Annotated in this window: 19 protein-coding genes and 1 pseudogene; 5 read left to right on the top strand and 15 right to left on the bottom strand. The window is 46.3% G+C overall.

What is annotated here, in order from left to right; genetic code table 11:
- Window positions 1–49: 49 nt before the first annotated feature.
- The 3 genes from FC61_RS01050 (at window position 50) to FC61_RS01040 (ending at window position 3,043) form a co-directional block, all read left to right on the top strand.
- Window positions 50–268 carry a DNA-directed RNA polymerase subunit epsilon gene (locus FC61_RS01050; protein WP_011668084.1) on the top strand — a complete coding sequence of 73 codons (219 nt, stop codon included), beginning with the start codon at window positions 50–52 and terminating at the stop codon, window positions 266–268.
- Window positions 265–1,944 (top strand): ribonuclease J1, encoded by a 1,680-nt coding sequence (gene rnjA, locus FC61_RS01045; protein WP_011668085.1) that lies wholly within the window; start codon window positions 265–267, stop codon window positions 1,942–1,944. The genes FC61_RS01050 and rnjA overlap by 4 nt, the downstream gene beginning before the upstream one ends.
- Before the next feature lie 139 nt (window positions 1,945–2,083).
- Window positions 2,084–3,043: a diacylglycerol/lipid kinase family protein gene (locus FC61_RS01040; RefSeq protein WP_021741111.1), complete on the top strand. Its 960-nt coding sequence runs from the start codon at window positions 2,084–2,086 to the stop codon at window positions 3,041–3,043.
- Window positions 3,044–3,104: 61 nt separating this feature from the next.
- Here FC61_RS01040 and FC61_RS01035 read toward each other — a convergent pair whose 3' ends face one another.
- The 11 genes and pseudogenes from FC61_RS01035 to FC61_RS00985 all read right to left on the bottom strand — a co-directional run bounded on the left by FC61_RS01035 (window position 3,105) and on the right by FC61_RS00985 (window position 17,717).
- On the bottom strand, window positions 3,105–3,311 hold the full coding sequence (locus tag FC61_RS01035) for a hypothetical protein (RefSeq protein WP_011668087.1): 207 nt from the start codon (window positions 3,309–3,311) through the stop codon (window positions 3,105–3,107).
- A 334-nt stretch (window positions 3,312–3,645) separates the two neighbouring features.
- A complete protein-coding gene (locus FC61_RS01030; protein WP_052471884.1) occupies window positions 3,646–5,244 on the bottom strand; it encodes a LysM peptidoglycan-binding domain-containing protein in 1,599 nt (532 codons plus the stop codon).
- Between the two features lie 460 nt (window positions 5,245–5,704).
- Window positions 5,705–6,727 (bottom strand): DUF1002 domain-containing protein, encoded by a 1,023-nt coding sequence (locus tag FC61_RS01025; RefSeq protein WP_024526763.1) that lies wholly within the window; start codon window positions 6,725–6,727, stop codon window positions 5,705–5,707.
- A 112-nt stretch (window positions 6,728–6,839) separates the two neighbouring features.
- A complete protein-coding gene (locus FC61_RS01020; protein ID WP_035465049.1) occupies window positions 6,840–7,730 on the bottom strand; it encodes a C40 family peptidase in 891 nt (296 codons plus the stop codon).
- A gap of 119 nt (window positions 7,731–7,849) precedes the next feature.
- Window positions 7,850–9,874: a transketolase gene (gene tkt, locus FC61_RS01015; protein ID WP_021742784.1), complete on the bottom strand. Its 2,025-nt coding sequence runs from the start codon at window positions 9,872–9,874 to the stop codon at window positions 7,850–7,852.
- A gap of 313 nt (window positions 9,875–10,187) precedes the next feature.
- Entirely contained in the window at window positions 10,188–11,108 is a 921-nt protein-coding gene (rbsK, locus tag FC61_RS01010; protein ID WP_021742783.1) for a ribokinase, read from the bottom strand.
- A 134-nt stretch (window positions 11,109–11,242) separates the two neighbouring features.
- A complete protein-coding gene (gene rbsR / locus FC61_RS01005; protein WP_035465051.1) occupies window positions 11,243–12,250 on the bottom strand; it encodes a ribose utilization transcriptional repressor RbsR in 1,008 nt (335 codons plus the stop codon).
- A gap of 157 nt (window positions 12,251–12,407) precedes the next feature.
- A complete protein-coding gene (locus FC61_RS01000; RefSeq protein WP_021742781.1) occupies window positions 12,408–13,397 on the bottom strand; it encodes an aldo/keto reductase in 990 nt (329 codons plus the stop codon).
- A 77-nt stretch (window positions 13,398–13,474) separates the two neighbouring features.
- Window positions 13,475–14,404 (bottom strand): annotated as a pseudogene (gene murQ / locus FC61_RS00995) (N-acetylmuramic acid 6-phosphate etherase).
- Between the two features lie 163 nt (window positions 14,405–14,567).
- Window positions 14,568–16,217, bottom strand: a complete 1,650-nt coding sequence (locus FC61_RS00990; RefSeq protein ID WP_021742778.1) for a peptide ABC transporter substrate-binding protein — start codon at window positions 16,215–16,217, stop codon at window positions 14,568–14,570.
- Window positions 16,218–16,229: 12 nt separating this feature from the next.
- On the bottom strand, window positions 16,230–17,717 hold the full coding sequence (locus FC61_RS00985) for an amidase (RefSeq protein WP_024526757.1): 1,488 nt from the start codon (window positions 17,715–17,717) through the stop codon (window positions 16,230–16,232).
- Between the two features lie 137 nt (window positions 17,718–17,854).
- On the opposite strand from FC61_RS00985, the gene FC61_RS00980 reads away from it, so the two are divergent.
- Together FC61_RS00980 and FC61_RS00975 are read left to right on the top strand one after the other, a co-directional pair.
- Window positions 17,855–18,733, top strand: a complete 879-nt coding sequence (locus FC61_RS00980; RefSeq protein ID WP_021740871.1) for a transporter substrate-binding domain-containing protein — start codon at window positions 17,855–17,857, stop codon at window positions 18,731–18,733.
- Window positions 18,734–18,751: 18 nt separating this feature from the next.
- Window positions 18,752–19,441, top strand: a complete 690-nt coding sequence (locus tag FC61_RS00975; RefSeq protein ID WP_021740870.1) for an amino acid ABC transporter permease — start codon at window positions 18,752–18,754, stop codon at window positions 19,439–19,441.
- A gap of 61 nt (window positions 19,442–19,502) precedes the next feature.
- Here FC61_RS00975 and FC61_RS00970 read toward each other — a convergent pair whose 3' ends face one another.
- The 4 genes from FC61_RS00970 to FC61_RS00955 all read right to left on the bottom strand — a co-directional run bounded on the left by FC61_RS00970 (window position 19,503) and on the right by FC61_RS00955 (window position 24,564).
- Window positions 19,503–20,195: a YoaK family protein gene (locus FC61_RS00970; RefSeq protein ID WP_021740869.1), complete on the bottom strand. Its 693-nt coding sequence runs from the start codon at window positions 20,193–20,195 to the stop codon at window positions 19,503–19,505.
- Window positions 20,196–20,261: 66 nt separating this feature from the next.
- Window positions 20,262–21,248 (bottom strand): ribose-phosphate diphosphokinase, encoded by a 987-nt coding sequence (locus tag FC61_RS00965; protein WP_011668101.1) that lies wholly within the window; start codon window positions 21,246–21,248, stop codon window positions 20,262–20,264.
- Between the two features lie 95 nt (window positions 21,249–21,343).
- Window positions 21,344–23,869, bottom strand: coding sequence for an SF1B family DNA helicase RecD2 (gene recD2, locus FC61_RS00960; RefSeq protein WP_042516743.1), 2,526 nt, complete (start codon window positions 23,867–23,869; stop codon window positions 21,344–21,346).
- A 14-nt stretch (window positions 23,870–23,883) separates the two neighbouring features.
- Window positions 23,884–24,564 carry a tetratricopeptide repeat protein gene (locus FC61_RS00955; protein WP_021741783.1) on the bottom strand — a complete coding sequence of 227 codons (681 nt, stop codon included), beginning with the start codon at window positions 24,562–24,564 and terminating at the stop codon, window positions 23,884–23,886.
- Window positions 24,565–24,667: the final 103 nt, after the last annotated feature.

The following is a 24,667-nucleotide window of genomic DNA, read 5'->3' as shown; positions in this document are numbered from 1 at the left end:
GGCCCTAGGTCGTGACGGATTAAATCGTTTAATTAAAGGAGTTTTGTCTGTGATTTATAAAGTATATTATCAAAATGACCAAAAGCGCAATCCTAAGCGCGAGGATACGCACTCGCTTTATCTAGAAGCCCCAACGGAAGTTGAAGCGCGGGCTCTAGTTGAAGCACACACGGAACACAATATCGAATTCATTGAAGCCATCGAAGGAGAAACCTTGGCTTACGAACAACAGAATCCGAATTACAAATTAACGGAGTTCAGTGAATGAACAAGTTAAACGTCAAAAATAACGAAACTGCTATCTTTGGCGTGGGTGGACTTGGTGAAATTGGAAAAAACACCTATGGTATTCAATTCCAAGATGAAATCATCTTAATTGATGCCGGGATTAAATTTCCAGAAGACGAACTATTGGGGATCGATTATGTCATTCCCGATTACCAGTATCTCGTTGAGAACCAGGCTAAAATCAAAGCGCTTGTGATCACCCACGGTCATGAAGACCATATTGGCGGTATTCCTTATTTACTCAAGGCACTCAATGTCCCCGTATATGCGGGACCATTAGCCCTTGCGTTAATCAAGAACAAACTTGAAGAACACGGATTACTTAAATCAACTGAACTACACGCAATTGATGATGATACAGTGCTTAAGTTCCGCAAGATGAGCGTTTCTTTCTTCCGGACAACCCACTCGATTCCAGACACATTAGGGGTCGCTGTGCATACACCGGTCGGGGTTATTGTGGAAACGGGTGACTATAAGTTCGACTTAACACCCGTTACCAATCAGCCGCCTGATCTGCAAAAGATGGCCAAGCTCGGAGCTGAAGGCATTCTCTGTCTCATGTCTGACAGTACCAATGCTGAACGCCCGATCTGGACCAAGTCGGAAAAATGGGTTGGTAAATCGATTCGCAAGATTTTTGACCAAGTCGAAGGTCGCGTTATTTTCGCCACTTTCGCATCTAATATCTCTCGGATTGAAACTGCCTGTGAAACAGCATTGGCTCATGGCCGTAAAATTGCGGTCTTTGGTCGTTCGATGGAAGCAGCCATTGTTAACGGTCGCGAATTAGGCTATCTAAATATTCCCGATGACGCCCTAGTTGACGCAAATGCTATTCGTTCCCTACCTGCTAACAAGGTAATGATTCTTTGTACCGGCTCTCAGGGTGAACCGATGGCTGCATTGTCACGAATCGCCAATGGAACCCACCGCCAGATTGCTATTCAACCTGGTGATACGGTGGTCTTCTCCAGTAACCCAATCCCTGGTAACACCATTTCGGTCAATCGGGTGATTAACGAACTGGAAGAAGCTGGTGCTAACGTTATCCACGGTAAGGTCAATAACATTCATACGTCTGGCCATGGTGGTCAAGAAGAACAAAAGCTCATGCTACGCTTGATGCAGCCTAAATTCTTCATGCCAATTCACGGTGAGTACCGAATGTTAAAAATCCACACAGAGTTAGCCGAACAATGTGGCGTTCCCTTAGACCACAGCTTTATCCTTCAAAATGGGGATGTTTTAGCCCTAACTAAGGATTCTGCACGGGTAGCGGGTCACTTTACCGCTGGGGATGTTTACATCGACGGCTCTGGCATTGGTGACATTGGTAACGTGGTTTTGCGTGATCGCCAACTACTTTCAGAAGAAGGCTTAGTCGTGGTCGTTGCAACCATCGATTTGAAGAATCAAGAGATCAAAGCTGGTCCTGATTTGTTGTCTCGTGGATTTGTTTACATGCGTGAATCTGGTGAACTCCTTAATGAAGGACGTCGTCGCGTCTTTCAAACGATTCGCCGGGCCATGCGTAACCCCAAAGCAACGGAAGCTTCAATTCGGAACGCGGTGATTGATGACTTACAAAACTTCCTGTTTGAAAAAACAGAACGTCATCCGATGATTTTGCCGATGTTCATTATGACTAAATAGCTAAAAAGCTGAGATTACTGGTCTCGGCTTTTTTATTGTCTTAATTCCTATGCCCCGACAAAGTTATTGGAGAACTACTAGGCACCATGCTGGTTTTCGTTTATAATAAGATGGAATAAAATTTGAGAGGAGCAGTTCGGTGAGTGTCCAGTTCTATATCATTTTAAATGAACATGCGGGAAGTGGTCACGCCGGCACGCTTTGGCCGCAGATCAAGGAACGGCTTGATGCCGCTTCAGTCTCCTACCAATTAGTCGTTTCGGAGTATCCCCGCCATACCCTATTATTAAGTGAACAATTTGCAAAACAACTGCCTGACAGCCCCCATCAGGATTGGGTTGTCTTAGCCGTTGGCGGCGATGGCACCCTTCATGAGGCTATCAATGGTCTAACCACTATCAAGCGAACCCATCCCATTCCAGTAGCTTATCTACCTATCGGCTCTGGCAACGATTTTGCGCGCGGTTCTGGTCTATCTTTGGATTGGCACCAAGCCCTTAACCAAATCATTCATTGTACCCACGTCACCAATTACGATATCGGTACTTACAACGAAACGATTAAACAAGAACGGGGCGTCTTTACTAATAATTTAGGTATTGGGTTTGATGCCGCTATTATTTCTCAGGCTAATCAATCTAAAGCAAAAGTTTGGTTAAACAAGCATCACTTGGGTTCCCTGTCCTACTTGGCATCCGCGCTCAGTGTGTACTATAACCAAACTGGTTTCACCCTAACGGTCCATGTAGGTAACCAGCGCGACATGTTTCCTCATGCTTTTCTAGTAACCACGACAAACCACCCTTACTTTGGTGGCGGTGTTGGCATTGCGCCTGGTGCCACGATTGACGATCATCAGCTCCATTTGGTCGTTATTGAGAAACCGAATTTCTTTAAATTGGTTTGGTTGGCCCTACGGCTTGTATTTAAGCGTCATTTGACGTCTAAGGCCGTTCACTACTATCAGGCATCAAAGGTCCACCTGACAGTTCCAGCCATCGAATACGGCCAGTTAGACGGCGAAGAAATGGGTGGTCGCTTCTTCGATGTTTATGTCGGTGTCACACAGTATCCTTTTTGGTTCGACATTACACTCTAAGATCATAGCAAAAGAGGCGTCATCACAATTGTGATGACGCCTCTTTTCAATATTAGCATTATTAATCTTCTGAAGCTTCCATGGCTTCGAGAATCATGTCCAGCTGAGCACATTTCGTAGATAGATCATTCATTTCTTGTCCATAGCGCGGCTCAATTTGTACCGTTTCAGAACTAGAATGAACACATTCAGATTCCTTCCGTTTTAAGGTCGCCAACTGTGAATTAGCCTGCCGATACTCTTCCAGAATCTCCATCCGATTACTCATCTTTAACAACTCCTCTTAAATAATTGCATAACATGCTGATTTGCCCGGCTAATCCACTACCGGACTGCCTTAATCTCTCTTCGCTGAAAATTAAGGTTCTTAAGAAAACCGTTAATCAATGCAATTACATTATCACCAAAGAATCCTGGATGCAACCCCTTTTGAAAAACTTTTTTAACCACTTTTCAATTTGTGTTCCATTGATTACTTTCATGAAAACGATTGCTTTCCCGTTAAGCAACCGATTAGCTTATCGGTCATGCTCCACCAAAATAACCCGACCTTTGCCAATCTTAAAACCGGCAAAAGTCAGGTTATCATTCGGATTCATTCATTACTTAAGTGTTCCAGCAAAAGACGGCATAAAGTACTTACTGATTTGTTGAACTTCAACATTTTGTCCAGGTGCTGGTGCCGCAACAAACTGATTATTTCCTAAATAAATAGCATCGTGATACGTCGATCCTTTAGCGCCCCAGAATAAAATATCTCCTGGTTTTGCGGAACCAACCGAATGCGTCGTTACGTAGGATTCTTGGGCTACTGTACTATGAGGTAAACTGATTCCCATGGCATTCTTATAGACATAGGCGACCAATCCTGAACAATCCATCCCGCTTAATGATGAACCACCCCACACATAAGGGATGTTAGCGGAGGCTAACTTCAAAGCCAGTCCCGTCACAGAACCTGACGTTAGCCCACTTGTACTAGTCTTTTGGGCACTGCTGCTAGTCGACGTTACTGTCGATGAACTAGCCGAAGCACTAGCTGTCGATGATGAACTGACACTATTAGCCGATGAACTAGTTTGACTGGTTGTATCAGTCGTTTGACTCGTATTGCTTGCCGACTTTGTGGCTGCTGAACGTGTCATCGTCTTTAGCCGCTTGGTGGTCTTCGCCACCGAAACGTTAGCGGTGTTCGACTGACTAGTTGAACTGGTTACTGCCTGGCTTGCTGTGGACTGACTAGCAGCCGAAACACTAGACGAACGAGTAGTTGACTGGTTACTCTCATTAGCTGGCGCTACCGAAGCTGCCCGGCTTTGCTTTGTCACTGATTGGTTATTAGTTGTTGCGCTGTTAGCCGAATTGGCTTGACTCGTCTGCGTTGTCTGACTCGCACTACTGGTAGCCGTCGAAGTCGTTGCAGCCGTTGATGTACTCGTTTCATCTGCTACTTGCTTCGTGGTTGCCGGCGTCACCGAACTAGCACTGCTTGCCGCTGGCGTTCCCTGATTCTGACTCGGTGTGTGCCGCTGGCGGGAAGTTGCAGATGCTTGTTGACTCTTTGACTTGGCAGTCGTTGTTGCCGCGGATCGATCTGTCGTCGTTGGCTTGGAAACTGTTGATTGACTCGATGAAGTTGTCGCAGCCGTTCCCGTCTTTACCTGTTGTTTTTGTTTGCTAGCTGCTGCCTGTTGTGCTGCCACAATCTGAGCTTGAACAGCATTAGCCTTTTGCGTCGATTGATGCGTTGCGGCTGGGGCCGAAGTCGTACCTGGTGCATCGGTGGTTTGTGATTGACTCGCTGTTGCTTGTGGGATGACTAACTGTTGTCCCACACTCAGCCCATCACCCGTTAAATGATTGGCTTGTTGTAACTGGGCAACCGTCAGGTGATAAGTTTGTGCTAAATCCCATAATGTATCCCCAGATTTAACCGTATATGTTTGTTTAGCCGATGCTGACTTGACCTGTAGTCGTTGACCGACAAAAATCAGATCCGTTTGAGCATCAATCCCATTTTTCTGTTCAAGATTGGCGACCGTTGTATGATACTTCTGTGAAAGATCCCAGACCGTATCTCCTTGCTTGACTTGAATACTATCCGCGTTAGCCGTAATTGTGGCACCAGCCGCGAAAGCACCGATGGCACCAACGACCCCAACAACTGCTTTTGTTTTCCGTTGTCCTGTACTCATCTTCATCAACACGTCCTTTTAATATTTTTCAGCCAAAGTGATACCTGAGCTTACAATGTAAGTGTCACCCAGTCGTTTACAGTAAATACAAATCACAAATTAATAGTACCACACGTTTTCCCAGTTTCTTGTGAATTATTAAGGAATTATTAACCGTTTTCAAACTCAGAACTGAGGTTCCCATCCTAGCCACTAGCCACCATGTGTTACGCTAGGAAGCCTATGATACCGGTTAATCACCGTTTTAATAAGAAAACGTACGTTCTTTTTTGCTATTCAAGTAGTTTCCGCTAATTTATCTCTAACGCTTATAGATCGGTTTCCAGCAAGTTATTGTAAAATACAAATTACTATTGGAAACGCTTTTTGTATCTACCAAGTTAGCCCCCATGTCCTTTAACTTGTGAAATTTTAAAAGCAGCACAAAAAAAGACGCTCATCGCGTCCATTTTGTTTTCTTATTGTACTAACCACCAATTAAGCCCTTAAAGAAGTTAACCACATTATGCCAAATCTGCACAATAAAGTTCTCAGCTTGTTTGGCGTCCGCGCTGTTAGCAAAATCTTTTACACTGGCCATCTTATCACCAATGCTGTTAGCTAAACTATCAGCAACGTTCGTCACATTCTTGATATACGTCTTACTAGTCGAAACTGGTGCCTTTTGTACCTGACTTAAAGCAATCGCAATATTGGTAATCTGAGTTGACGACGTTTGATTAGCAATGCCTTGTTTAGCTAAAGCCTTTTGTAGCATTTCTTCAATATCCGCCTTAGTCGCTAGCTCATTCCCATTTTGACGTTGCTTGGCCAAATCGGAAGAAACTGAGCCAACTGCTGACATCAATTTTCCTGGATACTTTTTATCGCTACTATTTGAATCAATCGCTGGTTGCGTCGCATCCAACACGCCATTTGCTGCTTGTGTATTTTGCGAGTTCAGCGTCAACCCATCGGCAGCTAATGCCTTATAAACCCCAGTTAAGGCTGATTCTCCAGAAACCGACTTATCAGCCGTTACTGTGATAATCACGTCCTTAACCCCGGCCATTGTCGCCACCATCGCATACTGTTGTGACGTCACTTCGGTAATATTATTACTACCATTATACTTGGCAATATTGACCTTAACCCCGGTTCCCGGATCGGCCGGCGCTAAAGCGACCGAACTAATCATGCTGGCGTCCGTTGTCCCGGCCGCGTTCAAATAAGTCGCATAGTCGCTACCGGTTGCAGTTAAGGCTGTGTAATTGGACTTCACACCTAAGGCCGAGGCCACTGTATCTTTATCTTCACTCGCTAAACCCGCACCATAAACGACATAAGCCTTAGATAAGGCCTTAGTTTGGACGGTACTACCACTATTCGCTGAGGTACTTGAACTGGTTGTTGTATTATCCGTGGTATCCGCATGGCTAAGCGTTTGACCACCTAAGCCAACCGTCAATAAAACGGTAGATAGACCTAAAATAAGTCGCGTAAATTTCATCGTGATCCCTCTCTTTTTGGCTTTCATCTACTCTCCCAAAATTCAGTATAGCATGTTTGCCAATAGCAAAACCGGCTTGCTGGTGACCTTAGAGAATTCTTCAGAGTTGAGATTATTGCCAAAACCGCCGAGCACCTGCGTACTCTGGCGCTAGCTCAGCTGTCGTTAAGGGCGCCAGTTGAACCGTTTTTCCCGGCTTGGGTGCATGAATCATCTGTCCATTTCCAGCATACAGACCAACATGATGAATCGTCCCAGTGCCATGATCCTGAGCAAAGAAAACCAAATCCCCAGCCACCAGTTCCTCTGGGGCAATCGGATAACCATTAGCAAACTGATCCTGCGCATCACGTGGAATGGCATAGCCTAAGGCACGATGTAGTGCATAAACCAATCCGGAACAATCAACCCCAGCTGGGGTTATTCCTCCCCATAAATAAAGAGTATCCAAAAAATGTTGTGCTAAAGTCAATAGCCGTTGACCGTCATCTCCACTAATACCCAGTTGTGCTGCCTGAGCCGTGATCCAGCCTTTCCCCAATGGGGTGACCACCTGAATCCAGTCTGCATCTTGCGCTACCGTTGTTAAGATCGTCCCCATAGGCAGATCCATCACTGGTTGCCGATCGTCATCTAATAGCGGTGTCGTCAGCTGAACCAAGCGAACTGTCGTCGTCGGATAAGCCAACTCCTCATCTTGTGTCGTCAATTGGCTCAGAGGTACCCACCCTGGATAGCCGCGGCGCTCTTGCCGATTTGCCTGTCGTTTGACAAAGACATGGGCCCAATTTCCTTCAATTCGGTCCAACACCACCCGATCGTTAAATAATACTTCAGTCACAATGACATTCTGATCGGCTAATCGGATCTGATCTACTGGCTTCAAAGCTTTCACCCAAGTTGTTAGGTCACCAGTTTTCAAATACGCTTGATCTGCTCGATTACTGGTCGTTGGGGTTGCCCAAACCAACGCTGTTGCCACCTTAATTCGCCGAATTTCCATGAAAAACCGCCTCCAGTGTCTTTACCCCCAATATACCAATAAAACGACTCGCTGACTAGCTCTCGGATCAGACTTTTCAAAAAACGACCCGCCGCAGCGAGTCGTTTTATCTTTTTCATCTAGTTAAGCTTCAAGTACGCATCAACAACCGCCTCTGGTGTAAATCCGGCCATGGCCATAACCGCGGCTCCCTGACCACTAGCGCCAAATTGATCTTGCGTGACCAGCGCGCCATCAAGACCAATATATTGTCCCCACCCCAGACTGCTAGCCATCTCAATCGCCACGCGCCGTCGTAACTGATGAGGCAGAACTTGTTCCTGATAGGCTGCTGGTTGGGCGTTGAACCGCTCAAAGCTTGGCAGGGAAACGACCCGAACATCCCGGCCTAATTCAGCCAATTTCTTTTGTGCGGCTAGCGCCAGCTGAACCTCTGACCCGGTGGCAATTAGAATTCCTTCAGCGACTCGCTGTGCATCAGCCACCACATAGCCACCACGCTTGACCCCAGTATGCACCCGAGATGCTGGCTTAGGTAGCGTTGGTAACCCCTGTCGTGACAATACAATAGCTGTCGGATGATCGGTTGCTTTCAGAGCTTCCAACCAGGCTGCTGCTGTTTCGTTACCGTCAGCCGGTCGATACACGGTCAACCCCGGAATTGCCCGTAATCCTGCCAACTGTTCGACTGGTTCATGCGTCGGTCCATCTTCCCCCACTGCCAAGGAATCATGGGTTAAGACGTAAATAACTGGTAAGTGTTGCAACGCTGCCAACCGAATTGCTGGCTTCATATAATCGGAAAAAATAAAGAATGTTGAACCGTAGATTCGAGTTCCGCCATGTAAGGCAATGCCGTTCATTGCCGCTGCTTCAGCAAATTCGCGAACGCCAAACCACAAGTTTTTCCCAGTTGGATTATCTTTGCTAAACCGATCAGTGGCCGCAACATTCGTTTTATTTGAGCTGAAGAGATCGGCGGAACCGCCCCATAGATTGGGATAGGCGGCACTTAACCGTTGTAAGACTTCATGACCACTAGCACGTGAAGCTAAATCATCTTTCTTATAATAAGTAGGTAAGGTTGCTTTTAAATCAGCCGGTAACGTTTGACTAATCCCCTGTGCAAACTGCGCGGCCAATTGGGGCTCATACGTAGAATAACGGGTAATCACACTTGACCACTCTTGATGGCTGGCCCACCCGCGTGCCTTAATCGTCGTCATAAACCGTTCATGAACGGTTGCCGGCACAGTAAATGGATCACACTCCCAGTGATAATGCGCCCGCGTTGCCGCTAAATCCTCAGAATTTAATGGTGCGCCATGAACCTTATTGGTTCCGGCATTTGGACTCCCTGCACCAATTTGTGTTTTCACTTCAATCAATGTTGGCCCACTCTGATTGTTTTTAGCCGTCCGAATAGCCTGATCGATGGCCGCCAAATCATCACCATCTGCTACTCGTAAGTAATTCCAGCCATAACTTTCAAATCGTTCGGCCACGTTATCATGACAAGCGTTGCTAAGTGGTCCGTCGAGTGACACATCATTTGAGTCATACAGCACAATTAATTTATTTAATTGTAGTTGTCCAGCTAAGCTAGCTGCCTCAGCCGCGACCCCTTCCATAAGGTCCCCATCACCACAAAGTGCATACGTATAATGATCCACCACACTTAAATTTGGCCGATTGTAGCTAGCTCGTAAATGTTGTTCGGCCATTGCCATACCGACGGCCATCCCAATCCCTTGTCCCAAGGGGCCTATCGTTGCATCTACCCCTGGAGTTACCCCGTACTCGGGATGACCGGGAGTTTTACTTCCTAACTGCCGGAAATTCATCAAATCATCGCGACTTAATGCAAAGCCGCTAAGGTGCAACAGACTGTATAGCATTGCCGATCCATGACCTGCCGAGAGAACGAAGCGGTCACGATTAAACCACTGGGGAAACGATGGATCCACTCGTAAGTGACGAGAGAACAAAACATAAGCCATGGGTGCCGCCCCCAACGGTAATCCCGGGTGGCCCGACCGTGCTCGTGAAATCATATCCATACTCAGCATGCGGACAGCCGTCACAGCCTGTGTATCCACCTCATCAAAGTTAGCTTGTTTATTCAGAACTTCTTCATTCAACATGTTTAAATAACCTCACTTAAATTAGCCGGACCAATCACGGCTATTTTCTAAATTACTGAAATTTTCAAGTGTTGAATCTACCGGTAAATTCGACATTGTCTATCGACTTTCACAACTATACCAATCTAACGATATAAATGCAACCCATTTTATAAACCGCTGTAATACGGTGATTGTAATCTGATACAATCCTTTAAATTAAATATACCGGTTTTAAGATGTTGCAACCGGTTGCCTTATGAACACAAAAAAACCGATAATTTTTCTGAAAAAATCAGAAAAATTATCGGTTAGACCAATTTATTGAAAATACCTACTTCTTGCTAGCGGCCTCAATTTGTTCAACCGTTGGGATAGATGGCATAGCACCCAAACCTTGCACCGTTAAGGAACTTGCCCGTTGCGCGAAGACCAACGCCGTTGCAACATTACTAAGATCTGGCTTCAATTGTGAACTCAAAGCACCAATGAAGGTATCTCCAGCTGCGGTCGTATCCACAGCTTTAACCTTAAAGGCCGGCACAAATCCGGATTCCTGTTCAGTTGCGTAGTAAGCGCCTTTACTCCCAACTGTGATAATCAGGTTCTTAACACCCATTTCTCGGAACTTCTTCGCATTGGCATCCATTGAGGCTTCGTCTGTTACCTCGATTCCAGTTAACTCCGCGCTTTCCGTTTCGTTAGGGATGACCAAATCCGTCACTTTTAGAATCTTTGGATCAATTTCAGCAGCTGGTGCCGGGTTCAAAATAGTTGTTACCCCGTGTTGCTTAGCCACTTTAAATGCTGCCAAGGTCGCTGCTTGTGGCGTTTCAAACTGGGTAATTAAGAAATCAGCATTAGCAATTTCATCTTCGCGAGCAATGACTTCTTCGGCCTTAATCTGTTGGTTAGAACCACCATAAACCAAGATACTGTTCTGACCAGCTTCATCCAAGAGAATGAAGGCAGACCCGGTTCCTACAACTGGATCGGTAATGATTGCGTGTGTATCAATGTGGTCATTATCTAATGACTCTACCATGAAACGACCAGCATCATCATTCCCCACCTTACCAATAAAGCTTGTTTCGGCCCCGGCCCGTGCAGCAGCTACCGCTTGGTTGGCACCCTTACCGCCAGCAGCACTACTCTTGTTTTCAGTCGATAATGTTTCCCCTGGTTGCGGCATCCGCGCGATCCGTAGCGTCGTATCAACATTCAAACTTCCCAGAACCGTTACTTTATTTGCCATAATTAACTGTCACTCCTTAAGTGGTATTCGTTTGTAAAACGTTTTACGTATTGCTGACACACCGAGCAATTCGTTTTTTTCGATTACTCATAGCGTATCATGTTTCGAAAAGGCTTACAAGAACTAAATAAAATTTATTTCACGGGCCCCGTACTTTCCCGTTGCTTTAAGACGACAGGCAAATCCACCATCTGGGCCGGTTGCCGTTGGTTCTGAACCCGATTGATCAATAGCTCTGTTGCCTGCTGTCCCATAGTCACTACCGGCTGATGGATGGTTGTCAGTTTAGGGACGACATACTCATCTAAATCAATATCATCATACCCCAATACTGAAATATCATCTGGAACCCGTACTCCCTGTTCATGAAGCCCCCGCATTAACCCTAGCGCCGTCTCGTCATTAATCGCAAAGACTGCCGTGGGGTGTTGCGCCAACACGGCGGCGGTCGCTTGATATCCCCCCAGCTTTGTCATTGGCGATGTGATGACCGCACTATCGGCCAAGGGTATTTGCTGATCGACCAATTGTGCCTTGAAACCCGTTAAGCGAATCCGCAAATTTTGGGTCGGGTGCTCTGGCATCACCACAACAATTCGCTGAAGACCCAGGGTCAATAGGTGCCGCGCCGCTAGCTGGCCGCCTTGTTCATCATCAACCCGAATACGATCAACACTAGGACCGCCATTTTGATCGATTAACAGATACGGAATCCCATTCTTTTTCAAAATATTATCAATGGCTTCTCCGGTAATCGAAGCACTTGCAATAATTAACCCATCCACTGCTCGTTTAATCAATTCCTGCAAATAATAGCTTTCAAGTTGCTCATCATGATTCGCACCAAAGATCAGTGGGATGAAATGCCGTTCTCGACTGGTTTGTTGAACCCCCCGAATAAACATACTAAAAAAGGGATTCCCCAAATTAGGGACGAGTACGCCAATTGTCTGTGCTGACTTCATAATTAAGTTCCGCGCATTAAAATCTGGCACGTATCCCAGATCCTCTTGTAATTGATGAACCCGTTGGCGTGTTTCTATGCTAAATCGCTCACCCTTACCATTTAAAATCTGTGAAACCGTTGTTACCGAAACGCCAGCCGCTTCCGCAAGATCTCGAATCGTTACTTTCCGTGTCATAGCAACCTCCGCCATCAAAATTCATCCTTACTCACATTATACCGCATGACCTCCAAAAATTTGCGGTCAATTTGTGGTTTCCCCCATCCACTAAACACGATTCGTCACCCAACTAAAAAAGCGGACCCAATTAGCTTTAGGTCCACTCCCTATAACATTATGCTTTTAAAATCTTATCAATCGCTTGTAGTTGTTCTTCATCAAATGCCAGGTTTTGAACAGCTTTCACATTTTCAATCAAATGCTCTGGCTTGGAGGCCCCAGTAATCACACTCGTAATCACTGGATTGTGCAAAAGCCAAGCGAGTGCCATATGCGACAACTTTTGCCCCCGACTCTGCGCAATTTTATTTAAAGCTTGTAGCTTTTGCAACATCTTATCACGACCGTTATCCAAAACAAATTGGTTTGACCAATGAATATCAACGTCAGCCGGAATACCGTTCAAGTATTTATCCGTCAGCAAACCTTCCGAAAGTGGTCCATAGGCAATTGCACCAGCATTATTTTGCTTCAACAGGTCAAACAGGCCATCATCATTGGCCGTTTGATTCAACATGTTGTATGACACCTGATCAATCACAAATGGCGTCCGTAAGTCCTTGAAGATCTTAATCATAGCTTCTGCTTGCGGTGCTGTATAGTTGGAAATTCCCACATACAACGCTTTGCCTTGGCGAACGATGTCATCCAAAGCCACAGCAGTCTCTTCAGGAGAGGTTTCTGGATCGAATCGGTGACTATAGAAAATGTCCACATAGTCCAAGCCCATCGTTTGTAAGGAACGGTCCAACGACGCCATCAACGCCTTACGCGAGCTCATTTGTCCATAAGGACCTGGCCACATATGAAAGCCGGCCTTACTACTGATGACCAATTCATCACGGTAAGGCTTCAATTCACGTTCCAAGACTTCGCCAAAGAGTCGTTCGGCTTCGTAAGAACCAGGCCCATAATTGGCGGCCAAATCAAAACTAAAAATACCGGCGTCAAAAGCTTTTAGAATAATGTCTCGAGTATCACCATAATTCGCATTTTCACCAAAACTGTGCCACATCCCAAAAGAAATAGCTGGTAATTGGAAACCCGTATTCCCGGCGCGTCTGATGGGCATTTTTTCGTAACGATGTTCGTCTGCAAGATACATGCTGTCACATTCCTTTCCACTTATACCTAAGTTAAAGTATAAAGAATTGGTGTGGACCAGTCAAGTTTCTCACCGGTTTAGTGCTGCTTGTCATTTAATTTTACAGCCTGTGAAACATGCCCATTAGTTGCTGCTAACAAAGCCTTTGCCTCAGCAATCGTGCCCTTGGTTTCGATCAATACGATCGCTAACGGCACGTGATTATTTGCGCGTTCCAAAGCACGTTCTGCGGCCAACAGTGACGTTTACGTGGCTTCAGCAATAATTTTTTTAGCCCGTTCAAAGGTCTTACCATTGGTCGGTACCACATTAATCATGAGGTTCTGATAAACCTTACCCGACTTCACCATGATCCCTGTTGATAGCATGTTGAGAACCATCTTTTCAGCGGTTCCTGCTTTCAATAACGTTGCCCCGGTAATCACCTCCGGCCCCACGACTGGCGTAATTGGATAATCTGCTAATCGGGCCAACGGACTATCTTCAACACACGAAAAGCCAATGCCTAGGGCCCCTTTTTCCTGCGCATATTGCAGTGCCGCCACGGTATAGGGTGTCTGCCCAGATGCAGCACTCGCCACAACAATATCTTGGGCCGTCAATTGAACGGCAGCCAAATCTGCCTGTGCCAATTCAATGGAATCCTCAGCCGCCTTAACCGTATGAGTTAACGCCGGTTCGCCACCCGCGATTAGTCCAAATGTTTGTTCAGCAGTTAAACCATAGGTTGGTTGAATTTCAGTCGCATCCATAACCCCCAACCGTCCCGATGTCCCTGCTCCCACATAAATCAGGCGACCGCCTTGATCAAATTTCGGGTAAGCTGCGTCAATTGCGGCAGCAATTCGGGGAAGCTCCTTTTGTACAGCCCGTGCGACTCGATGATCTTCCCGGTTGATCGTTGCCACCATCTCTAGCGTGGATTCCCGGTCAATGTGGGTTGAACGGTGATTCCGTTGTTCTGTTAATAACTCATCAAACTGCATCGTGTCAGCCTCCTGCTCCATAAGTTCCGCAATTATGTATTCGCTTTCATGATTGCTAACTTAGGTATAACATGTTTCATAATTAATTTCAATTCCGAATCTTTCACCTTAGCTTTTTCATCATTCACTTGAGTGGTCAAAAAAAGCGACCCGCTAACGCTGGTCGCTTTCAGAAAACTATGAGTTACTTTTCAACTTTCATCCATTGATAACCACGACTCATCCCGGCTGGATTCCAAACGTAGCCAGAAACTTTTGCGTTCCACATCTCGGCTGTCGCCGGTTGATACAACGGAATAACCCCCTGCTTTGTCATCAGCCGCTTTTCCGCATTGACTAAATCCTGATAACGAGCTGTCGGATTGTTAGCATCTTGGTTTTCGGACTTCTTTACATCACGATCGTATTGGGCATCCGAAAAACCACCATTGTTGTTCGTATTACCCGTACTCATTAATGACAAGAAATTAATTGGATCAGCGAAGTCGGCTCCCCAACTCGACAAGACCAAGTCAAAGTTTCCTGAATTAGACCGACTTAATCGCGTCTTGTAAGGTAAGCTATTAATCGTTACCTTCACATTAGGTAACTTCTGTAGCTCCGCCTGAATATACTGAGCCACTGTCTTGGTTACCGATGTGTCATCTGCCATTAAGGTAACCGTCAACTTCTTAGTGCCCGTTTCCTTTAATCCAGCCTTCATCAATTGCTTAGCCTGTGGTAAGTCATAGGTCACGCCACTCTTGACGTAGGCGTCCGTGGCAAAATCCTTTTTTGTCTTGGGATTTTGTGTCAGATTTTGAGAAACAAATCCTAGCGGTGCCTTAGAACCATCTCGTAAGACACTCTTGGCCAACTGTTGCTTGTCGATTGCTAGAGACAACGCCCGGCGAACCTTTAAGTTTTTCAAAGCTTTGACCTTTTTTTGGTTCATCTGCATATAATAGGTCGTCCCGCCAACAAAAGTTTTTAGCTCACTGTTATTCTTTAGATTAGCGACTTGGGTCCCGTCTAACGTTGTCGCATCCAATTCTTTCTTCTGGAACAAATTAAGTCCGGTTGAGGCATCCGCTACAACTTGAAAATTCAGCTGTTTTAACGTAATGGCTGATTTATCCCAGAATTTCGTATTTTTAACCAACTTCCAACTTTGGTTGGTCCCTTGCCAGTTTTTCATCACAAATGGCCCATCATAAGCCGTCTGCGCGCTGGAATGACCATAGCTGCTCCCGTATTTTTCAACCACACTTTGTTCCTGTGGGAAGAAAGTCGGAAACGCTAATAACAACTTAAAATACGCAACTGGCTTACTTAACGTTACCACTAACGTCTTCGTTCCTTGGGCTTTAACCCCTAACTGGCTAGGTGCCAGCTTACCACTTTGAACTTGACTGTAGTTCTTAATTCCGGCCATCAGGTAAGCATATTCAGAGGCTGTCTTAGGATTCACCGTCCGTCGCCATGAATAGACAAAGTCCTTAGCCGTTACTGGTTTACCATCGTTCCAATGATTATTGCCACGTAATTTAAAGACGTATCGCTTACCATCTTTAGAAACGGTGGTCTTGGTCGCCATCGCATTAATCAACTTTTCCTTTTTCCCCAACCGGTATAGGCCTTCTTGGGTATGATACAGCTGCGTTAAACTGACCGAATCCGCCGCTTTGGAAACGTCTAAAGTCGTGACCTCAGACTTGGTCGATAAGTTAACGACCTGTTTAGCTGCTAGTTGTCCCGATTGGTTCGTTGACTTGGATGTGGTTCCACAAGCCGCTAATCCTCCCGCAATCACAACTGCTGCTCCAACTAAAATGCCTAAATGCTTTCCTTTCAAAACGTTCGCTCCTCAATCTAATTTTGTCGCATGTAACCATTTTAACTTTCCCGCGCGTTCAAATAAAGCACCAAGCCTCAGCAATATTAATTCCTGCCCCTTAGCCGCATTAAATTGAATGCCTAATGGCAATCCGGCCGCGGTAACCGCTGTTGGCAAACTAATGGCTGGTTCTCCCGTCAGATTAGCCTGCTGCGTAAATGGCGACCGCGTCAGGGCTGGTAACCATTGGTCATAAATTAATTGTTTTTGTGCCGCTGGTCGCATCGTCGTAATCTCTGCCATCTTGGCCGCGTCACTGGCTGATACCAATGGATCGCCCACTTTGGGAGCCGGCCAAGCCGTTGTTGGCGTCAAAATAATCGGATAAGTCGCATGTAACTGGGCCATTTGCCATGCCGCTTGATCCCACTTGCTTAGAGCTAAACTATAATCTGCGGCAGAGGTTTGTTTCCCCGTTTGATAAAGCGCCCACGTCAGTAATTCCATATCATCTGCTGTTAGCGTCCGACCCAGACTAGCCGCTAATTCCGTCATGAAGGCTGCTGTCTCACCGGCATTCATGGTGTAGTAACTTTCCATTAAAGCCACGCCATCAATCGGATTATGGATTTCCTCGACGGCAAACCCTTGCTCACGTAAGAAAGTCACCGCATCTTGAACCGCTTGAACCGCTTCGGGACTGACAGGCGTCCCCACTGGTGATTCGGTCGTAAAGCCAATGACCCCCGGGTGCACGGGTTGATCGAGCTGGGCGAAGAACCCGGATCGTTCTAATGGGGTTTGAAAGACCGCAGCTGGTTGCAGGGTTTGTAAGCTGTCTAATAGCGCCGCTGTATCTGCAATTGACCGGGTTAACGCAAAATCAATGGCGGCACCTTGCCATGATCGCCAATCGCTAGGCCCAACGGGAACCCGCCCGCGCGTAGGCTTCAACCCAATCGTTCCCGACCACGATGATGGAATCCGAATAGAGCCACCGCCGTCGCTACCGGCCGCAATGGGAACCAATCCGGCCGCAACCGCAGCGCCCGCGCCGCCAGACGAACCGCCGGGCTGATAGTCTAAATTCCAGGGGTTGTGCGCCGGCCCGTAGAGCTTCGCATCCGTGATATTCTTGAACCCAAACTCAGGAAAATTGGTTTGACCAATGATAATAAATCCGGCGTGTTGTAAGGCCCGCACAAAAAAACTTGTTTGGCTGGCAACATTGGTTGTTAATAGTGTTGATCCACTAGTGCTTGGTTCGCCCTGCAGTTGCTGGCCCAGCCCTTTCAAAAGTAATGGGACACCGAGAAAGGGCTGGCCCGTGTCTTTCTGCGCTGCCGCTTCCGCTAAAGCCTTCTCGCGGCGAGTTGTGATGACCGCATTTAGCTGTGGATTTTGCCGATCAATCTCCGCTAACGCCGTTTCAATGAGCTCCTGGCGACTAACCTCTCCCGCTCTAATCCGTCGGGCCCAAGTTAACGCTGGGGTCCCAATCCAATCTGTTACGACCATCCAAACCGCCTCCATTGATTTTGTTCTAATCTTTAGTAAGTTACCAGCTTTATTTTACCACCATTCGGTTGTAAAAGCGGTTTCAAATCGGTATACTGAAAAAGTCTTAGGTCATAAATTGAAAGGACTGAAAAAGGATGAATAAGACGAAAAAATGGTTGGTTTTAGGTTTAGGGTTAAGTGTTATTTTGAGTGGTGCTCTCGTTGGTTGCGGGACCTCCTCAAAGACGTCAACGAATACTAAGGTGGCTAATAAGAAGACCTTAATTGTCGCAACGTCGGGAACGTTATATCCCACATCGTTCCATACGTCAAATAATAGTAAGTTAACTGGCTTTGACGTGGAAGTCGTCCGGGCGGTTGCTAAGGGCTTGCACAAGAAGGTACAGTTCAAGGAACTAAGTGTTGACGGACAACTGACGGCTGTCAACTCCGGCAAAGCTGATCTGGCCGCCAATGATTTTGGCTTGTCGCCAGCTCGAAAAAAGCAATATGCTTTGTCGACCGTGTACAAGCACTCATTTAATAGTTTGGTGGTCCGGGATAAAGACGATTCCGGGATTCACTCTTGGGCAGATATCAAGGGAAAAAAAGCTGCCGGCGAAGCGGGGACTGGTTATCAACGCTTGGCGCAACAGCTAGGTGCCAAACTGGTCAACTATGATAATGTCTCTAACGACGTCTACTTAAAAGATGTCAAAAATGGCAAGACCGATTTGATCATGAATGACTACTACCTCCAAAAGCTTGCTCTCAAAGCGGTACCGAATAATGGCCTACACATTGCTAAGAACATGTACTTTACCACCAGTGATGATGGCCAAGGTGTTGGTATTTTGATGAAGAAGAGTAATACCAAACTGAAAAAAGAAATTGATCGTGAAATTCAGAAATTATTGAAAGATGGCACAATCAAAAAGATTTCCGAAAAATATTACGGCGCTGATGTAACGCAAAAACCAACTGTCCATATCTCTAAGAACTTTACCATTAAGTCTAAATATACGGGCCAATAGAAAACTAGGTGACCAGCGATGCTGAAATATTTGTCAATCCCAGGATTCTTTAATGCGCCGTTAGCGTGGTCATCAATTCCACAAATTTTGAGTGGGTTACCCATGACCATCTTTCTAACCGTCATGGCTTTCGGACTAGCCACAATTTGGGGCATGTTACTCACTCTGGCTCAATTGAGTCACGTACGGGTGCTCCATGGATTAGCCCGCGCCTATATTTCCTTTATGCGTGGCGTGCCGATGTTAGTTGTCTTGTTTATTGTCTACTTTGGCTTTGGCTTAACGGCCGTTCCAGCGGCGATTATTTCCTTCACTTTAGGGGCTGCAGCCTTCGTCTCCGAAGTCTTTCGTTCCGCCTTCTTAGGAATCGATCACGGGCAATATGAGGCGGCTTATTCGATTGGGCTACCCTATCGGAAAGTTATGCGTTTTATCATTATTCCGCAGGCTTTTCGTATCAGTATTCCCGCACTTGGTAATATTTTGCTGGATATGTTTAAGGGAACGTCGCTCGCTGCCATGATTACCGTGACAGACATATTTATGCAAGCTAAAATTGTAGCTGGCGCTAATCAAGATTATATGACTATTTACATCACCATTGCCATTTTATATTGGCTATGTTGCGTGGTCATTACCACCGGACAGAATCAATTAGAACGGTGGTTGGACTTTGATCGTCCTAAAGCACATTTGAAACTACTCTAATCTGTCAGTTAAAAAGGGAACTGGCCTGTTCACCACAGGTTCAGTTCCCTTTTTAACTTGCTCATTGATCGAACGCATCATCTTGGCGCTTAAACAATAACCACATATAATAACCACCAACGATCAGCAAGAGGCCGGCTGCACACCAAATCGTTCGACCTAAAAGCCACCCTTGCAATAACGCTGAAATAATCGCTCCGCCTGCAAAGCTGACAACTAAACCGCCGTAAATGATCCCGGTTGTCAGTGTTCCGGGCTGTCGATAGATAAAATAATCCGTCAACGCCGATGTTGCTTTTTTTAAATTACCGGTTGAAAAAACATTATTGTACCCATGCCCTTCAATGTGACCAAAGGCCGTCGTCTGCATTGCCATCACAAACGCCAGTGGCGGCGTCACAATCAAATTAGGAACCGTCTCTGGCAACCCACCAACGACCAGGCAAACTACAAACTCTGCCAATAACGTGGGTAAGCGCCAGTAGTGAGAGGTCGGCCGCAATCGATAATTAAGTAATCCCACGGTCACAACCCCGAGGATAAAGAATACTACCGTCAATAACTTTGTGAGCACACCCGGCAAGTTATGCTGGGCAATGTCAACACTGAGAAAAATCAAGTTACCCGTTTGACCAGCCGCTAGAACCCCACCCCGTTGACCAAACGTATACGCATCGATAAAACCACCAATAAAGGTCAATCCCATAGCAATCTCGCGTAGTTGAAATAATTGGGCTTGTTGGTAACGTCGCATTTACGCCACCTACTTTCTTCATCAAAATAAAAACCGCCACCAGCTAGTAGCGGTAACGGTCAACACTTATTGCTTTTGACGTTTCAATGAACCGTGGAATAAAGAATCCACCGGTTGCTCATGATAAATCAAATCAATCGCCTTACCGAATAGTTCACCAACAGATAAGATTTCAAACTTATCGCTCTGTTTGTCCTCCGGCAACTGAATCGAATCGGTAATTACGACCTTTTCCAACACTGAATCATCAATTCGTTGGGTCGCATCGCCGGATAGAACCGCGTGCGTCGCGCAAGCAAAAACATCAGCCGCACCTGCCCGTTTCAACGCTTCCGCTGACACCGTAATCCGAATTGCCGTATCAATGATGTCATCCACTAAGATCGCGTGCTTTCCAGTCACATTTCCAATCACCGCATCCGGATGAGCCGCATTTTCTGTTTCTGACCGATTGTCGATAATAGCAATTGGGGCGCCCAATAATTCGGCTAAGCGCCGCGCACGACTCACGCCCGCGTGATCTGGTGCGACAACCACAATATCTTCATCTGCTAATCGTGGATTCTGGTCAAAATAACTCGTCAGTAGCCGGTCACTTTGTAAATGATCGACGGGAATATCAAAGAACCCTTGTAATTGCGCCGCATGTAAGTCCAGCGTAATGACCCGGTCAACCCCATCCATCTGCATCATGGAGGCAATTAACTTGGCCGTAATTGGCTCACGAGAACGGGCTTTTCGGTCAGCTCGTGAGTAGCCATAGTAGGGCACCACCACGTTGATCTTTTCGGCACTAGCGCGTCGGGCCGCATCAACCATGATCAACAGTTCCATCAAATTCGTATTGACTGGATCAGAAACCGACTGAATTAAAAATAATTCATCGCCCCGAATACTTTCGTCAATACTTATTTGAATTTCACCATCACTAAAATGCTTAATGGTGGACTTTCCAAGCGTCACACCCGCTGCTTTTGCAATCTTTTCAGCAAGTGGCCGGTTTGAGTTTAAGGCAAATACCTTCATTTTACCAGCTTCAACGTGTTCTGCCATGACAGCCTCCCTGTGGGATCTCCACAAATCGTAATTTTAGTCTCTCTATATTATCGCAATCTTTTTTCAGAAACGCAACGCCTGCAACCGCTATTTTATAACGATGGCATAAATTGTTGCGGGGTAATGCCTTGCATGCCAATCATTGGATCAATCTGTCGCGCCTGAACTAGCGCCGGTGTCAATTGATAGTCCTGAGCTGTGGCAGTCGCCACGTCATGATCGGTCGTTGGGACCGAAGCATCGGCCACTGCTGCCGGTTCAGCTACCGCCACCGGTTGTGGTTGTGCGTCATCAGCCGACTTTGACGATACTGCTGCCATTTTATCTGGATCTAAGACCGTCTGAATCCGCGTTGTCAGGGTTGTATGCCGGTTAACGGATAAATTCGTCACACAGGTTTCAAACGCCTGCGGTTCTCCCAGTAGAATTAACATATCGGCAGCTCGCGTTACGGCCGTATACAATAGATTCCGTTGGAGCATCCGATTATACTGGCTCACCATTGGCAAAATGACCAGTTTGAATTCTGAGCCTTGGGCCTTATGGATCGACATACAATAGGCTAGCGTCAGCCGAATCCAATCATTACGTGCATAGGTTACCTCGGTTTGTTCAAAGGCAATTGTTAATTGATCACTTTTAACTTTACTATTTTTATCGCTCGCCAAATCAATCCCCGTGATCGTCCCAATATCACCATTAAAAACATTATTCTCTGGGCTGTTGACCAGGTGTAAGACTTTATCTCCAATCCGAAACTGTTGATTGCGAAAAGTGACTTCCTTTTGCCGGGCCGTTTTTTTCGGATTTAAAATATTCTGTAACACCACGTTCAGTCGATCAATCCCCGCTGACCCCCGATACATGGGCGCCAATACTTGGATATCACTGGCAGAGAATCCCTTAGCGTGCGCCTTAGCGACAATCTGATCAATGACACTTTCTACTTGGTTGGCATGGCACGCGATAAAGGAGCGATCGGCGTGGTTCTGGGTAAAATCGGCTGGTAACTTTCCCGCCTTGATAGCGTGTGCTAACGGAATAATGGATGACCCATCACCCTGCCGATAGATCGTATCCAGTTGAATCTTTGCCAATTGATCACTCGCCAGTAAATCATGGAATACCTGACCAGGCCCGACTGATGGCAGCTGATCCTTATCACCTACCAAGATGACCTGCATCCCCACCGGAACTGCTCGCAACAGCGTCTTCATCAGATAGACATCGACCATGGAGACTTCGTCAATAATCAGCAGTCCCCCTTCTAAATCTTTGGTCGTAGCCGCATCGAGATCTGTTTCCCGACCGGTTAACCCTAATAACCGATGAATGGTTGACGCTGGCAATCCCGTTGATTCACTCATACGTTTAGCCGCTCGACCAGTGGGGGCCGCTAACAGAATCGGAAAGGTTTTATCTTTATACTCATTAATATCCAAAGAGACCTCATGCAGCCGGGCATATAAGTTCACCAGTCCACGAATAATCGTCGTTTTTCCGGTACCAGGGCCACCGGTTAGGAGCATTATTTTTGCTTGCAAGGCTGCCGTTAAAGCCGCCGTTTGCGAATCATCATAGACAATATCGGCCTGCTTTTCAACAATCCGCAGTTGTTTGGCAATCGCCTCTTCACTGAACGTCGCTTGCTGGGTATCCGCTTGTAACAACCGTTGCAAATGTTCAGCCACTTGCCACTCAGCATCGTATAGGGCTTTCAAGTAAATCCGTTGGTCATCGCCCACCACTTTTTGCTGTTTAGCCAATTCTAAGAGTTGATCGGCCAGCTTAGTTGGCTCTAATCGCACATTGCGCGAATTTTCCAACAAGCTCAGCGCTTGGTTTAACAGTGGTTTGGCCGTTGTGTAGGTATCCCCATTAGCAACTGATAAATCTGTCAAGGTCTGTAAGAGTCCCGCCTGCAGTCGCTCTGGTTTATCCGCGGCATAACCCAGTTGCGTGGCAATCTGGTCGGCTCGTTTGAAGCTGACTCCCGTAATATCCTCAGCTAACTGATAAGGATTCTCGTGAATGACGTCCAAAGTTTTTTCTTGATATCGATTATAAATGGCTGCAGCGAGCGAGCTACCAAATCCATATCCATTCAAGCCAATGATAATCTGCTCCATCCCATTATTGGTCTGCAATTGGCTCACCAATGTAGCCGTCACTTTAGGTGACAAACCCAATGGCGCTAACACTGCACTGTCATTTAGAATTTCTTCGATTGCGTTGGTGCCCAACGCATCAACAATTTTTTCTGCCGTTTTCTTACCCAATCCCGGGAAATCATCACCACTTAAATAAGCAATCACCCCACTACGGGAGGTCGGTGTTTCATTTTGATAGTTATCGGCTTGAAACTGTACGCCATACTTGGGATGTTCGACACGTTTACCCGTAAAGCGGTACGTCACGTCATCCTTAACATCGGCAAAGTTGCCCGTCACCACAATCTCATCTTCGTGCCAATCCAGACTCGTTTCAGAAACCTTAACCAGCATCACCTTATAAAAACTATCATTACTGGCAAAAAAGACCGCACTGACAGTGCCGACCACAAAGTCTGGTTGCCCAGCGTTATCGGTTGCAAATAAGTCTAGCGATTCGGTTGCCATCTGTGTCGTCTCCTTTACTGCTGATCTGAATCAGGTTTTTGTTGCATGAATTTTTCAATATCAGCCAATCGTTGTTGGCCTTGCTCGAAGTATTGGGGATCTAACGCCTGGGCGCGTTCAAAGTAATCGGCGTAAGGTGTTCCTTGCACCATCGCCACCAGCCCACGATCAAAGGTTGCCCGTCCATTTTTAGGATCAATCGCCAAGAGTTGGTCATAATACTGAGCCGCCTGGGCCATATTCCCCAATGCTAACAGATTTTCGGCAACCACTTGCAGTGGGGCAACATCGTCGGGTTGACTGGCAAGAGCCGTCAACGCAAACGCTAGGGCTCGTTTGTGGTCACCATTGGCCATATAGCTCTGAGCCAACATCAAATAACCGGCCCCCTTCCACTGCGCGCCTAAACTGTCAAACTGTTGAATGGCCTTAGGATAATCTTCGGCAGCATAGTAAACGTTGCCTAGGCCATAATGTAGTTTATCGACAACTGCCGGCTGCGCTTGGAATAGCCCAAGTGCCTTCATCAGCAATTCTTCTGCTTGGGCAAATGATTTCAAATCAACTAGAACAGTGGCTAATTCATAGTAGGCGTCAGCATCCCCCGGATGGGTATCAATCCGCGTTACCAACTCATGTACGGCCTGTTCCGAACGCTTTTTTGCTGCTGTACGATCACTCTTTTTTTCTGTCATTTTCTCACCTTAAATTGTATCGGTCGGCGTGGCCGTTGCCGTTAAGAAACTCGTATCATTCCAGTCAATTAACTTAAAGGATTGTCCATCCGTCGTTTCCAAG

This window comes from Levilactobacillus brevis ATCC 14869 = DSM 20054 (genome assembly GCF_001433855.1).
GTDB classification, from domain to species: domain Bacteria; phylum Bacillota; class Bacilli; order Lactobacillales; family Lactobacillaceae; genus Levilactobacillus; species Levilactobacillus brevis.
This window is presented reverse-complemented; position numbering and strand designations above follow the sequence as displayed.